At 65.2% G+C, this 12,551-nt stretch carries 13 protein-coding genes; 9 read left to right on the top strand and 4 right to left on the bottom strand.

The features are described from left to right. The first annotated feature begins 57 nt into the window (after positions 1-57). The 5 genes from ASC93_RS05535 to ASC93_RS05515 all read left to right on the top strand — a co-directional run bounded on the left by ASC93_RS05535 (position 58) and on the right by ASC93_RS05515 (position 4,666). The gene (locus ASC93_RS05535) at positions 58-714 is read left to right on the top strand and encodes a TetR/AcrR family transcriptional regulator (protein ID WP_056438396.1); all 657 of its coding nucleotides are present in this window, start codon (positions 58-60) and stop codon (positions 712-714) included. Between the two features lie 165 nt (positions 715-879). Next, positions 880-1,533, top strand: coding sequence for a protein-L-isoaspartate O-methyltransferase (locus tag ASC93_RS05530; RefSeq protein ID WP_056438393.1), 654 nt, complete (start codon positions 880-882; stop codon positions 1,531-1,533). Between the two features lie 17 nt (positions 1,534-1,550). Continuing rightward, complete coding sequence (locus ASC93_RS05525) at positions 1,551-1,874, top strand: rhodanese-like domain-containing protein (RefSeq protein WP_056438391.1); 324 nt, start codon at positions 1,551-1,553, stop codon at positions 1,872-1,874. A 43-nt stretch (positions 1,875-1,917) separates the two neighbouring features. Next, a complete protein-coding gene (locus ASC93_RS05520; RefSeq protein WP_056438387.1) occupies positions 1,918-3,246 on the top strand; it encodes a TolC family outer membrane protein in 1,329 nt (442 codons plus the stop codon). 211 nt (positions 3,247-3,457) lie between these two features. Next, positions 3,458-4,666 (top strand): hypothetical protein, encoded by a 1,209-nt coding sequence (locus tag ASC93_RS05515; RefSeq protein ID WP_056438383.1) that lies wholly within the window; start codon positions 3,458-3,460, stop codon positions 4,664-4,666. Between the two features lie 40 nt (positions 4,667-4,706). Here ASC93_RS05515 and gloA read toward each other — a convergent pair whose 3' ends face one another. From gloA to ASC93_RS05495, 4 genes are all read right to left on the bottom strand, one after another. Then, positions 4,707-5,120 (bottom strand): lactoylglutathione lyase, encoded by a 414-nt coding sequence (gloA, locus tag ASC93_RS05510; protein WP_056438379.1) that lies wholly within the window; start codon positions 5,118-5,120, stop codon positions 4,707-4,709. Positions 5,121-5,275: 155 nt separating this feature from the next. Next, positions 5,276-5,704: an OsmC family protein gene (locus ASC93_RS05505; RefSeq protein WP_200958275.1), complete on the bottom strand. Its 429-nt coding sequence runs from the start codon at positions 5,702-5,704 to the stop codon at positions 5,276-5,278. Beyond that, a complete protein-coding gene (locus ASC93_RS05500) occupies positions 5,701-7,023 on the bottom strand; it encodes a sorbosone dehydrogenase family protein (protein WP_056438375.1) in 1,323 nt (440 codons plus the stop codon). The genes ASC93_RS05505 and ASC93_RS05500 overlap by 4 nt, the downstream gene beginning before the upstream one ends. Continuing rightward, positions 7,020-7,331, bottom strand: coding sequence for a hypothetical protein (locus ASC93_RS05495; RefSeq protein ID WP_056438372.1), 312 nt, complete (start codon positions 7,329-7,331; stop codon positions 7,020-7,022). Before ASC93_RS05495 ends, ASC93_RS05500 begins: the two co-directional genes overlap by 4 nt. 108 nt (positions 7,332-7,439) lie before the next feature. Here ASC93_RS05495 and ASC93_RS05490 point away from each other — a divergent pair, with 108 nt between their 5' ends. From ASC93_RS05490 to hemH, 4 genes are all read left to right on the top strand, one after another. After that, a complete protein-coding gene (locus ASC93_RS05490; protein ID WP_056438370.1) occupies positions 7,440-8,369 on the top strand; it encodes a DUF3667 domain-containing protein in 930 nt (309 codons plus the stop codon). Positions 8,370-8,515: 146 nt separating this feature from the next. Then, on the top strand, positions 8,516-9,418 hold the full coding sequence (locus ASC93_RS05485) for an NAD kinase (RefSeq protein ID WP_056438366.1): 903 nt from the start codon (positions 8,516-8,518) through the stop codon (positions 9,416-9,418). A 31-nt stretch (positions 9,419-9,449) separates the two neighbouring features. After that, positions 9,450-11,114, top strand: coding sequence for a DNA repair protein RecN (recN, locus tag ASC93_RS05480; protein WP_056438642.1), 1,665 nt, complete (start codon positions 9,450-9,452; stop codon positions 11,112-11,114). Between the two features lie 19 nt (positions 11,115-11,133). Further along, positions 11,134-12,237, top strand: a complete 1,104-nt coding sequence (gene hemH / locus ASC93_RS05475; RefSeq protein WP_056438364.1) for a ferrochelatase — start codon at positions 11,134-11,136, stop codon at positions 12,235-12,237. Positions 12,238-12,551: the final 314 nt, after the last annotated feature.

Below are 12,551 nucleotides of genomic sequence, written 5' to 3'. Positions count from 1 at the left end.
TGGCCCTATCCCCAGGTCTATATTTGCTGACTCAACAGTTAGTTGTCGGACAGAAGCATGCCATGCCCCTTTGACACCAAGCCGCGCTGGGAGCGCCGTAAGGACGCGCGGCCCCAGGAGTTGCTGGAGGCGGCCATCGACCTGTTCGTCGAGCGTGGTTACGCCGCCACACGCCTGGAAGACGTCGCGCGCCGTGCCGGCGTGTCGAAAGGCACCTTGTACCTGTATTACGAAAACAAGGAAGAACTGTTCAAGGCCGTCGTGCGCAGCAATATCGTGCCCGTGATCGGCGAGGCGGAAGCGTCCGTCGCCGAGTTCGACGGCCACAGCGCCGACCTGCTGCGCCACCTGATCCACTCGTGGTGGCAGCGGCTGGGTGCGACAAAGGCGTCCGGCATCATCAAGCTCGTCATGGCCGAAGCCGGCAACTTCCCGGAACTGGCCCGCTTCTACCAGGAAGAAGTCATCAACCGCGGTACGAAGGCGATGGCGACGATGCTCGAGCGCGGCATCGCGCGCGGCGAGTTCCGGCCGATCGACGTCGTCACGACGACCCAGGTGCTGTTCGCGCCGATGCTCACCCTGATCATCTGGAAGCATTCCGTCGGTCCATGTCCGCCTGCGGAACTGGCACCGCAGGCCTTCCTCGACACCTTTCTCGACATGGCGCTGCACGGGCTGCTGCCGGCCGCCCCGGGCGCCGAAGCCGCGTGACCCCCGTTTTCCTACGTCAAGACGCTGTTTTCCGGGTTTCATGCCCCTTAAACTGCAGACTGTCGCAATTTCCCGTGGTACTCAGCCTCATATCGTTAAGATATGTTTGCTGAAGCCGTTCAACGATAAAATATCGGATTATTTATTTTCCCACCGAGTACAAAGATGAATATCGAACAAGCCCGCTTCAACATGATCGAACAGCAGATCCGTCCGTGGAACGTGCTGGACCAGGATGTGCTCGACCTGCTGCACGTCGTCAAGCGCGAACAGTTCGTGCCGGCGGCGTACCAGAACCTGGCGTTCGCCGACGTCGAGATCCCGCTGCCGGGCGGCGACACCATGCTGGCGCCGAAGTTCGAAGCGCGCATCCTGCAGGAAGTCGGTGTGAAGAAACACGAGACCGTGCTGGAAATCGGCACGGGGTCGGGCTATATGGCTGCCCTGCTGGCGCACCGCGCCGCCAAGGTGACCACCGTGGAAATCAATCCGGAAACCGCGGAACTGGCGAAGAAGAACCTGGCCAATGCCGGCATCCACAACGTGACCGTGGAAACGGGCAATGGCGCGCAGGGCTGGGAAAAAGCCGCACCGTACGACGCGATCGTGATCTCGGGCGCGCTGGAAGTGCTGCCGGAAGCCATCCTGAAGCAGGTGAAGGTGGGTGGCCGCATCGCCGCCATCGTCGGCCAGGCGCCGGTGATGGAAGCGTCGATCATCACCCGCACGGGCGAGAACACGTACAGCACGATCAAGGTGTTCGAGACCAACGTGCGCTACCTGACCGGCGCCCCGGTGCCGTCGCACTTCCAGTTCTGATCGACGGAGACGCAAGGATGCAGCACATTACCGCCCCCGAGTTGGCCGCCTGGCTGGCCGACCCGTCGCGTCCGAAGCCGCTGCTGCTCGACGTCCGCGAAAACTGGGAATTCGAGACCTGCCACATCGAGGGGTCGACCCAGATTCCGATGAACCTGATTCCGATCCGCGTGAGCGAACTGGATGACGGCCAGGACATCGTCTGCGTGTGCCACCACGGCGCACGCAGCATGCAAGTGGCCGCTTTCCTGGAGCGCAACGGATTCAGCAACATTACCAACCTCACAGGCGGAATACACGCCTGGGCCGTGCAGGTCGATCCTTCGATGCCCAAGTATTGACGGCCTGCGTCCTTAACTATTGATGACTCCGACGGAGAAAGTAATGCAGAAGCCCCTCATCGCCGTATTGTTGGCCAGCGCGTTTTCGCTCGATGCCCAGGCGGCCGATCTGATCCAGGTGTACCAGCAGGCATTGGCGAACGACGCCACGTATGCCAGCGCCCGCGCGGCCGCCGCCGCGGGACGCGAACGTATCACCCAGGGGCGTTCCGGCCTGCTGCCGACCGTCGGCATCAGCGGCGACATCACGAAGAACAACGCCGACTTCACGGCGTGGAACAACAACCCGCTCATGGCCGGCGGCTCCAACCTGCGCACCAACGAAGTCCAGGTCACGCTGCAGCAACCGTTGTTCCGCTGGGACCGCTGGGAAACCTACCAGCAGAGCAAGCTGCAGCAAGCCATCTCGGAAGCCCAGTTTGCCCAGGCCCAGCAAGACCTGATCACGCGCGTGTCGCAAGCCTATTTCGACGTGCTGGCCGCCCAGGACACGCTGGAATCCACGCGTGCGCAAAAGGTCGCCGTGACCGAGCAGCTGGCGTCCGCCAAGCGCAACTTCGAAGTCGGCACGCAGACCATCACCGACACCCATGAAGCCCAGGCCGCGTACGACCTGGTCGTGTCGCAGGAAATTGCCGCCGTCAACGATCTGGAGACCAAGAAGACGGCGCTGCAGGCGATCATCGGCACGCCGCCGTCCGCGCTGGCCACCTTGCGCACGGGTGTGAACCTGACGGCGCCGCAGCCGATCAACGTCGATCAGTGGGTGTCCGCCGCCGAGAACCAGAACTATGCCGTGACCGTGGCCCAGCTGCAGCTGGAATCGGCCAAGCGCGACATCTCGAAAAACCGCGCCGGCCACCTCCCGACCGTGGACCTGGTGGCGTCGTCGCTGCATCGCGACATCAACGGCCAGATCGATCGCACGTCCGGCAAGACCAACAGCAACTCGATCGGCATCCAGTACAGCATCCCGATCTTCAGCGGCTTCGCCGTGACGAGCAAGGTGCGCGAATCGATCGCGCTGGAAGACAAGGCCCGCAACGACCTGGAAGCGAACCGCCGCAACGCCGCGCTGGTGGCGCGCCAATCGTTCCTTGGCGTGAACAGCGGCCTCGCGCAGGTGAAGGCGCTGGAAGCGGCCGAGGTGTCGAGCAATTCCGCGCTGGAATCGAACAAGCTCGGTTACCAGGTCGGCGTGCGTATCAACATCGACGTGCTGAATGCCCAGCGCCAGCTGTACCAGACCCGCACCGACCTGGCCCGCGCGCGCTACAACACGATCCTGGCCGGCCTGAAACTGAAGGCCGCGGCCGGTTCGCTGCGCGAGGAAGACCTGCAGCCGATCAACGCGTTGCTGCAGCAGCCGTAATAAGTCGGGGTCAGTAATAAGTCGGGGTCAGAGCCCGGTTTCAGGCAATTTCCTGAAACCGGGCTCTGACCCCGAATTCACGAGTTCAATTCTACGGCGCATTGCTTTAAAAAATCCTGCTTGAGGCGCCCCAAGCAAGCTCCTCTTTACCCGAACTTACGCGACCCGCACTCCTACACTCAGGCGTGAACCCTTCGAAAGCGAGGTCGCCATGTTCACGTCTTTCCACGCATCCGCATCCGCAACGACGGCCGTCCGCGCCGCCGCGCTCGCCTTGTCACTGACGCTGTCCGCCTGCGGCGGCGGCCACCATCACGGCAATCCGGGGGGCCCTGGCCCCGGCCCCATCGGCAACGGTCCCACCTACGACGTCATCCCGATCGGGCTGCCGGGCATCGTCTACGGCGAGGTCACGCGCCACGGCATCGCGAACGGCGGCATCGTCGCGGGTACGTCGCGCGGCGCGGACGGCGTCGCCCACGCCTTCCTCTACAACGGCCATGCGTCGATTTCGCTGGGCACGCTGGGCGGCGATTTTTCCGATGCCCAGGCGGTGAATCCGTGCGGCCATGTGACGGGCTGGTCCGCCACGTCCAGCAACGTCCCGCACGCCTTCCTGTACGACGGCGCGTTGCACGACCTGGGCACGCTCGGCGGCACCTCGTCCGAAGGCTATGTAATCAGCAACTGCGGCAAGATCACGGGCTGGGCGGCCACGGCGAGCGGCCAGTCGCACGCGTTCTGGTACGACGGCAAGACGTTGCGCGACCTCGGTTCGTTCGGCGGCGATTCGTATGGGCTGGGCATCAACACGGTCGGGCAGGTCGTCGGCTATTCGTACGGACCGGGCAACGCCTGGTTCCACGCCTTCCTGTACGACACCCGCACGGGCGGGCCGCTGCAGGACCTGGGTTCGCCAAACGGCAATTCCGTCGCCGTCGACATCAACGATGCCGGCCAGGTGGCCGGATGGTTCCGCAACGGCGCCGGTCCGGTCGGCGCCTTCGTCTACGAGGCGGGCACGATGCGCGACATCGGCACCCTGGGCGGCGCCACCGCGGAAGCCGTCGCGATCAATCGCGCCGGCCTCGTCGCCGGCAATTCCGCGCTGGCCGACGGCAGCGGCCGCGGCTTCGTCTACGACGGCACGACGATGACCAGCATCGGCGCCCTCCCGGCCGGCAATTTCTCGATCGCCGACGCCATCAATGCGGATGGCCTTGTCGTCGGTTCGGCCACGACGAAGACCGAGGAGCACGCGATTGCGTGGACCCGGAAGGACGGCATCGTCGACCTGAACGACCGGGTCATCGCGGCGCCGGCCGGCCTCGTGCTCGTGCGCGCGCTCGCGGTGGCCGATGATGGCGACATCGTCGTGCGCACGAACACCGGACTGGCGCTGCTCAAGCCGAGGAAGTGAGACCGGTCAGGCGGACTTTTGTTCGCGGCGGTGTGCCGGCTTAGTTGCTCAGGCCGCCGCCGCCGGCGTGGTCGGCACGCTCGATCAGTTCGACCTTGTAGCCGTCCGGATCGGTGATGAAGGCGATGACGGTCGTGCCGCCTTTGACGGGACCGGGTTCGCGGGTAATGTTGCCGCCGGCTGCACGGACCTGGTCGCACGTCCGGTAGATGTCGTCGGCCGAGATCGCGATATGGCCGTAGGCCGAACCCATCTCGTATTTGTCGACGCCCCAGTTATAGGTCAGCTCGAGTTCCGCGTGGTCCGGATTGTTGCCGTAGCCGACGAAGGCGAGGGTGTATTTGTATTCCGGATTCTCGCTCGTGCGCAGCAGCTTCATGCCCAGCACCTTGGTGTAGAAGTCGATGGAGCGCTGCAGGTCGCCGACGCGTAACATGGTGTGCAGGATGCGCATTGTTGTCCTTGTTGGTTCGTGGGAAAGCGAGGATTTTATGCGCTCATGGAGATTCGTGCAGGCGGCTGGTGGGCACGGGGCGCCCACCCTACGATTGCTGTGCCGGGCGGTCGCGCCGAGCCATGGCCTCCGCCCGCCAGCGCCAACGTCACCGTTCAGGCCTGCAGCTTCGCATCCAGCGTGATGTTCGCGTTGAACAGTTTGGAGACGGGACACCCCTCCTTGGCCTTGCGCGCCGCTTCCTGGAATGCCTGCTCGTCGGCGCCGGGAATCGTGGCGACGAGGTCCAGGTGCACGGCGGGGATGGCGAAGCCGCCGTCGGCCTTGTCCAGCGATACGGTGGCGGTCGTCTCCAGCTTCTGCGCCGTCATGCCCGCTTCGCCCAGCTGGGCCGACAGCGCCATCGTGAAGCAGCCCGCGTGCGCGGCCGCCAGCAGTTCTTCCGGATTCGTGCCCGCGCCATCCTCGAAGCGGGTGTTGAAGCCGTATTGCGACTGGTTGAGGACGCCGCTCTGCGTGGACACGGTGCCCTTGCCGTCTTTCAAGCCGCCGCTCCAGACGGCGCTTCCCTTACGTTTGATCATTTAGTTGCTCCCTGAGTGGTAGCGGCCGGCGTGATCCGCCAGACGATGTTGCCGACGTCATCCGCCAGCAGGATGGCGCCGGTCTTGTCGACCGCGACCCCGACCGGGCGCCCATAAGCGTGTTCATCCTTGCCGAGGAAGCCCGACAGGACGTTCTGCGGCGGACCGCTCGGCTTGCCGTTCGTGAACGGTACGAACACGAGCTGGTAGCCGGAATGCGGCTTGCGGTTCCACGAGCCGTGCTGGCTGACCAGCGCGCCGTTCTTGAATTGCGGCATCAGGTCGGCGTTGTAGAACGTCATGCCCAGCGAGGCCGTGTGCGCGCCCAGCGCATAGTCGGGAACGATGGCCCTGGCCACCATGTCGGGATTCTGTGGCTTGACGCGGGCGTCGACGTGCTGGCCGAAATAGCTGTACGGCCAGCCGTAGAACGCGCCGTCCTGCACGGCCGTCATGTAGTCGGGGACGAGGTCGTTGCCCAGTTCGTCGCGCTCGTTGACGGAGGTCCACAAGGCCTTCGTCTGCGACTGGAAGTCCATCCCGTTCGGATTGCGCAGGCCGCTCGCGTAGATGCGCGACTTGCCGCTGGCGATGTCGTATTCCCAGATGGCGGCGCGGCCCTTCTCGATCTCCATGCCGTTCTCGGCCGCGTTGCTGTTCGAGCCGACCGTGATGTACAGCTTCTTGCCGTCGGGAGAGGCGACGACGTTCTTCGTCCAGTGGTGGTTGATCCCGGACGGCAGGTCCAGCACCTTGGTGCCCGTGGCCGTGATGCTCGTCGCGCCGGTCTTGTACGGGAACTTCCACAGCGCGTCGGCGTTGGCGACGTACAGGTCGGTGCCGACGAGGGCCATGCCGAACGGCGAGGTCAGGCCCTGCATGAACGTGACCTTCGTGTCGGCCGTGCCGTCCGGCCTGAAGCCGCGCAGCAGGATGATTTTATCGGGCGACGCGACCCCGGCCCCGGCCTCCTTCTGCGCCAGCCCCTGTACCTTGGCCCGAATCCCCTTTTCCTTCGGCGCGTTGCCGGGCTTGTTGCTCTCGGCCACGAGCACGTCGCCGTTCGGCAGCACGTACAGCCAGCGCGGATGGTCGAGGCCGCTCGCATAGGCGGTGACGGCCAGCCCGGCGGCCGGCGTCGGACGCGTGCCCTGCGGCCAGGCGTCCGCCTTGGCCACGTTGATGGTCGGGATCAGCGATCTCTCGGGCGCGGGCAGGGCCGGATTCGGACCCCAGCCGACAGGATATTGCTGGGCGTGGGCGGCAGCGGGACCCAGCAGGGGAAGCAACAGCAACGCAAGCCGGATGCGCGATGTCATCGATTCTTCCCTCCATCGGGAATGGTCGAATCGTGGTCGCGCATGTCGCGGTTGCGGTCCGGCTGCGGCCTGGCCTGGCCGGTCGCGCCCGGCGCCGGCGTCACGGCTTCGCTGGCGCCCGGGGTCGCGCGCGCATCGGTATCGACGAGGCCCTGTTGCAAATCCTCCGCGGCCTGTTTCATGATCCCGCGCGGCTTGACGTCCTGGCCGTCCGGCGATTCGTCGCGCTCGTGCGGTTCGCGCTTGTAGCTCTGTTCTTCGATTTTCCGGTCGGTATTCACGACACGGTCTTTTTCTTCCTGCACCATGACAACCTCCTTCGATTCAATTGATTAAATCCTAATCCTTCGACTCGAAGGCGGTCGCGCAATTGGAAGATGCTTTTTTGCAATTAACTGGTTAACATGTTGGTTTAGATGACAACCGCCGCGAACGTCATGCACACGCCAGCCCATCCGCACCACGCCGCCGCCGACTGCCCGAATTGCCGAGCCGTCGTTTCCGGTAATTTCTGTCATGAATGCGGACAAGAAACCGTTCTGCATCCCCCCAGCACGCGCGAATTCCTGCACGAGTTCGTCGGCCATTACGTCGCACTGGAAGGCAAGCTTTGGAAGTCGTTGCTGCTCCTTTTGTTCCGGCCGGGACAGCTGACTTTGGAATACATCAATGGTCGCCGCGTGCGCTACATCCAGCCGCTGCGCCTGTACCTGACGTTCAGCCTGATCTTCTTTGCCGTCGCAAAATATACCGGCCACGACGACGTTCCGGCGCAGCCTGAGCGAGGCCAGGCCCCGGCCGCCGCGGCCGCGCACGACAAGGCGGCAAAGAAAGACGGCCTGGTGCGCGAAGACGAGCCGGGCGAAATCGCCGAAGGTACCGTGGAACTGCGCAAGGGCATCAGCAACGTCAATGCGCACTGGGGCGAGCAGGCGGACCGGTTCAGCAACATGTCGCCGGCCGAGCGCGACAAGGTGATGAGGACGGCCTTCAGCACCTATGTGCCGTACGCCGTGTTCTTGATGATGCCGCTGTTCGCGCTGTACCTCAAGGTGCTGTACCTCGGATCGGGACGGCGCTACGGCGAACACCTGCTGTTCGCGCTGCACGTGCACGGGTTTGCATTCCTGGCCCTGACGCTGCTGATCGTGACGCCGAATGTGCTTGGTATCGTGTCCTTCGTGCTGGGCCTGTGGCTCGTGTTCTATACGCCGGTCGCGATGCGGCGCGTGTACGGCGGCTCGCGCCTCGCCACCGGCTTGCGCTGGCTCGTGCTGATGGCGCTGCACGTCACCGGCCTGGGGCTGGCGATCGGTGCCGCGTTCGGGTTCGGCATCCTCCATTGAAGCGAGTTCGGCCGGCGCGCTTGCCGGAAGTCCGTCCGCCCAACTATACTGTGCGTTTGTACAGTATTTGCTGAGTTGCGATAGTGCAGAAGCCGGGCGAATCGGTTAATCTTCTGTCTCCCTATCACCTGCTGCCGAGAGCCGTAATGTCCGTGACGCCTGAACCGCAACAAACCATCGCGCTCGTCGTACGGCACCACACGGCCGGGATCGACGAGCCCGTGCAGGCGATCGTCGACTTCCTGCAGGGCGCCGGCTACCGCGTCGTGTTCGAGGAACAGACGGCCGGGCACGTGAAAGTCGCCGGCGTGGACGCCATGACGGTGGACGAGATCGGCGCGCACTGCAGCACCGCCATCGTCGTCGGCGGCGACGGCACGATGCTCGGCATCGCCCGCCAGCTGGCGCGCTACCGCGTGCCGCTCATCGGCATCAACCAGGGGCGGCTGGGGTTCATGACGGACATCCCGATCGACCGCATGCTGCCCGCGCTGGGCGAGATCCTCAGCGGCAAGGCCAAGGCCGAGGAGCGCTCGCTGCTGGAGGCGCGCGTCGTGCGCGAGGGCGTCGAGATCCATTGTTCCGTCGCCGTCAACGACGTGGTGGTCGCGCGCGGCACGGGCGCCGGCATGGCCGAACTGAAGGTCACGGTGGACGGCACCTTCATGTACAACCAGCGTTCGGACGGCCTGATCGTGTCCACGCCCACCGGGTCGACGGCGTACGCGCTGTCGGCCGGCGGCCCGCTGCTGCATCCGACGCTGGCCGGCATCGTGCTGGTGCCGATCGCGCCGCACGCGCTGTCCAACCGCCCGATCGTCGTGCCGAACACGAGCGACATCGTCGTCGAGATCATCAACGGCCGCGACATCAGCGTGAACTTCGACATGCAGACTTTCACGAGCCTGCAGCACGGCGACCAGATCATGATCTCGCGCTCGCCCAACACCATCACCTTCCTGCATCCGGAAGGGTGGAGCTACTACCACACCCTGCGCGAGAAGCTGCACTGGAACGAATACCCGTCCGGTGACGGCAAGCTCAAGTAATCCCAGCATCCACCAGGAGATGAGTTTCTTCATGTTGCGCACATTGACCATCCGCGACTTCGTCATCGTCGATACGATCGAGCTCGAGTTCTCGAACGGCTTCACGGTGTTCACCGGCGAGACCGGCGCCGGCAAGTCGATCCTGATCGACGCGCTGCAGCTCGCGCTGGGCGGCCGCGGCGACGCGAGCATGGTGCGCGAAGGCGCGGCCAAGGCCGACATCAGCGCCGATTTCGCCCTGACCCCGGCGGCGGGCGCCTGGCTGGAACAGAACGAGTTCGACAGCGACGAGGGCGGCGCGCTGCTGCGCCGCGTGATCGACAACGCCGGCCGCTCCAAGTCGTACATCAACGGCATCGCCGCCACCGCCAGCCAGTTGCGCGAACTGGGCGAGCTGCTCGTGGACATCCACGGCCAGCACGCGCACCAGTCGCTGCTCAAGCTCGATGCCCAGCGCGCCCTGCTCGACAACCAGGTCGCCGTGCGCGATCCCGCCGCGACGGCCCAGGTGCAGGAAGTCGCCGCCACGTACAAGGCGTGGAAGGCGCTGGCGCGCCAGCGCGAGGAATTCGAGACGAACGCGAAGAACGTGCTGCTGGAACGCGAGCGCCTCGAATGGCAGGTCGGCGAGCTCGACAAGCTGGCCGTGAAGCCGGGCGAGTGGACCGACATCGCCAACGAACACAGCCGCCTGTCGCATGCCGCGAGCCTGATCGAAGGCGCGCAGGAGGCGCTGTCCGCGCTGTCGGAATCGGAGCAGCCGATCCTGTCGCAACTGTCGTCGCTGAACCAGAAGCTGGCCAAGCTCGCCGGCGTCGACGCGGGCCTGCAGGCCGTGCTCGACTGCATGGAACCGGCGCGCATCCAGTTGCAGGAAGCGGTCTATGCGCTGAATACGTATGTCGACAAGGTCGAGCTCGATCCCGGGCGACTGGCCCAGGTCGACGCGCGCATGGATGCGATCCACAGTACGGCCCGCAAGTTCCGGGTGACGCCTGACGAACTGCCGGAAGAACACGCGACGCTCAAGGCCAAGCTGCAGCAGCTGGCCGACGCCAGCGACGTGGAAGGCCTGCGCCGCCAGGAAGACAAGGCGAAAGCGGTCTACCTGGCGGCGGCGCAAAAACTGTCCGCTACGCGCGCGCAAGCGGCCCAGCGCCTGTCGTCGCAGGTGTCGGAAGCGATGCAGGAACTGTCGATGAGCGGCGGCCGCTTCGTCGTCGCGCTGAACCCGTGCGAGCCGGCCGCGTATGGTTGCGAGCAGGTCGAGTTCCTCGTGGCCGGCCACGCCGGCGTCGTGCCGCGGCCGCTGGCCAAGGTGGCGTCGGGCGGCGAGCTGGCGCGCATCTCGCTGGCGATCGCCGTCATCACGGCGAACGCGACGACGGTGCCGACCCTGATCTTCGACGAGGTCGACACGGGCATCGGCGGCGGCGTGGCGGAAGTCGTCGGCCGCCTGCTGAAGCGCCTCGGCCAGAGCCGGCAAGTGCTGTGCGTCACGCACCTGCCGCAGGTCGCAAGCCAGGCCAACCAGCACTTCCAGGTGGCGAAGGGCACGACGGACGGCGGCAAGACCGTGTCGCGCATCGACGTGCTCGACAACAAGTCCCGCGTGGAGGAAGTGGCGCGCATGCTGGGCGGCATCGAGATCACCGAGACGACGCGCAAGCACGCGCGCGAGCTGCTGGCGTCCTGAGTCAACCCAAGAACCGTCCATGCCCTTCAACAAAGAACCGCCGCACCAGCACGGCACCATCGCGACGAGCGCCATCGTCCTCGTCAACCTCGGCACGCCCGAGGCGCCGACACGGCTGGCGGTGCGGCGCTACCTGAAGCAGTTCCTGCTTGATCCGCGCGTGGTGGAGATCCCGCGCGCCGTGTGGAACATCATCCTGCACCTGGCGATCCTGCCGTTCCGCTCGGGACAGTCGGCGAAAAAATACGCGACCATCTGGCGCCGCGACGGCTCGCCGCTGAAGGTGTACACGGAACGGCAGGCGGCGGCGCTGCAGCGGCTCCTGGAACAGCGCGGCCACCACGACGTCGAGGTGGCGATGGCGATGCGCTACGGCGCGCCCGCGCTGCCGGCCGTGCTGGACGACCTCAAGGCGCGCGGCGCCGAACGCATCGTCGTGCTGCCCGCGTATCCGCAGTATTCCGGCACGACCACCGCGTCGATCTGGGACGCCGTCTTCGATCACTACAAAAAGGTGCGCAACATCCCCGAGCTGCGCCTCGTGAAGCACTATCACGACCACGAAGGCTATATCGAGGCGCTGGCGGAATCGGTGGAGTCGTACTGGGACGCGCACGGGCGCGGCGAGAAACTGGTGATGAGTTTCCACGGCGTGCCCAAGCGCACCTTGCTGCTCGGCGACCCGTACCACTGCGAATGCCACCGGACGGCGCGCCTGCTGGCGGCGCGCCTGCGCCTGACGCCGGATGAATACCTGGTCACGTTCCAGTCGCGCTTCGGCCGCGCCGAATGGCTGCAGCCGTACACGGCGCCGACCGTGCAGCAGCTGGCGCGCGATGGCATCAAACGGATCGACGTCATGTGCCCCGGTTTCACCAGCGACTGCCTGGAGACGCTGGAAGAAATCAACATGGAAGTGCGCCACGACTTCGAGTCGAACGGCGGCCAGGATTTTCACTACATCCCGTGCCTGAACGACAATGCGGCGTGGATCGTCGGCATGGCCGAGATCGCCGAGCAGCACCTGATCGGCTGGCCGACGATGCTCGCGCCCGCGCAACGCGAGGCGCAGCGCCGCGATGCGGAGATCGCGCGCGAGCACGCCGTGAAATTGGGCGCGTGAAGGGTTCGAGGGTCAATGACCGCGTAGTGCGTAGGGTGGGCACCACGTGCCCACGCGGTGATCGTTAGCGTCAGCCGGTTCGTGCACGAACACGAAGCCGTTACGTATCACCGCGTGGGCGGAGGACCGCCCACCCTACGGCAACCAACGACGGGATGTTAGAATGCCACGTTTTGCGGCGCCGACCCGAGTTCCGCCAGGCAGATCGCAGCCAGTGCGAGCAGGGTGTAGATGAGCACGGCGCCGCTTATCAGATGCAGTTTCATGATCGTTCCCATCGGGTCGTTTTTTTGGACGGATGTCTTAACGACACG

It is taken from the genome of Massilia sp. Root335 (genome assembly GCF_001425685.1).
GTDB lineage: Bacteria > Pseudomonadota > Gammaproteobacteria > Burkholderiales > Burkholderiaceae_D > Telluria > Telluria luteola.
This window is presented reverse-complemented; position numbering and strand designations above follow the sequence as displayed.

Excerpts from the sequence above, each read along its gene's own strand:
- ASC93_RS05515 (WP_056438383.1), top strand. The coding sequence starts at position 3,458 with ATGTTCACGTCTTTCCACGCATCCGCATCCGCAACGACGGCCGTCCGC.
- ASC93_RS05490 (WP_056438370.1), top strand. The coding sequence starts at position 7,440 with ATGACAACCGCCGCGAACGTCATGCACACGCCAGCCCATCCGCACCAC.
- ASC93_RS05485 (WP_056438366.1), top strand. The coding sequence starts at position 8,516 with ATGTCCGTGACGCCTGAACCGCAACAAACCATCGCGCTCGTCGTACGG.
- ASC93_RS05520 (WP_056438387.1), top strand. The coding sequence starts at position 1,918 with ATGCAGAAGCCCCTCATCGCCGTATTGTTGGCCAGCGCGTTTTCGCTC.
- ASC93_RS05530 (WP_056438393.1), top strand. The coding sequence starts at position 880 with ATGAATATCGAACAAGCCCGCTTCAACATGATCGAACAGCAGATCCGT.
- ASC93_RS05495 (WP_056438372.1), bottom strand. The coding sequence starts at position 7,331 with ATGGTGCAGGAAGAAAAAGACCGTGTCGTGAATACCGACCGGAAAATC.
- ASC93_RS05525 (WP_056438391.1), top strand. The coding sequence starts at position 1,551 with ATGCAGCACATTACCGCCCCCGAGTTGGCCGCCTGGCTGGCCGACCCG.
- ASC93_RS05505 (WP_200958275.1), bottom strand. The coding sequence starts at position 5,704 with ATGATCAAACGTAAGGGAAGCGCCGTCTGGAGCGGCGGCTTGAAAGAC.
- hemH (WP_056438364.1), top strand. The coding sequence starts at position 11,134 with ATGCCCTTCAACAAAGAACCGCCGCACCAGCACGGCACCATCGCGACG.
- ASC93_RS05535 (WP_056438396.1), top strand. The coding sequence starts at position 58 with ATGCCATGCCCCTTTGACACCAAGCCGCGCTGGGAGCGCCGTAAGGAC.
- ASC93_RS05500 (WP_056438375.1), bottom strand. The coding sequence starts at position 7,023 with ATGACATCGCGCATCCGGCTTGCGTTGCTGTTGCTTCCCCTGCTGGGT.
- gloA (WP_056438379.1), bottom strand. The coding sequence starts at position 5,120 with ATGCGCATCCTGCACACCATGTTACGCGTCGGCGACCTGCAGCGCTCC.
- recN (WP_056438642.1), top strand. The coding sequence starts at position 9,450 with ATGTTGCGCACATTGACCATCCGCGACTTCGTCATCGTCGATACGATC.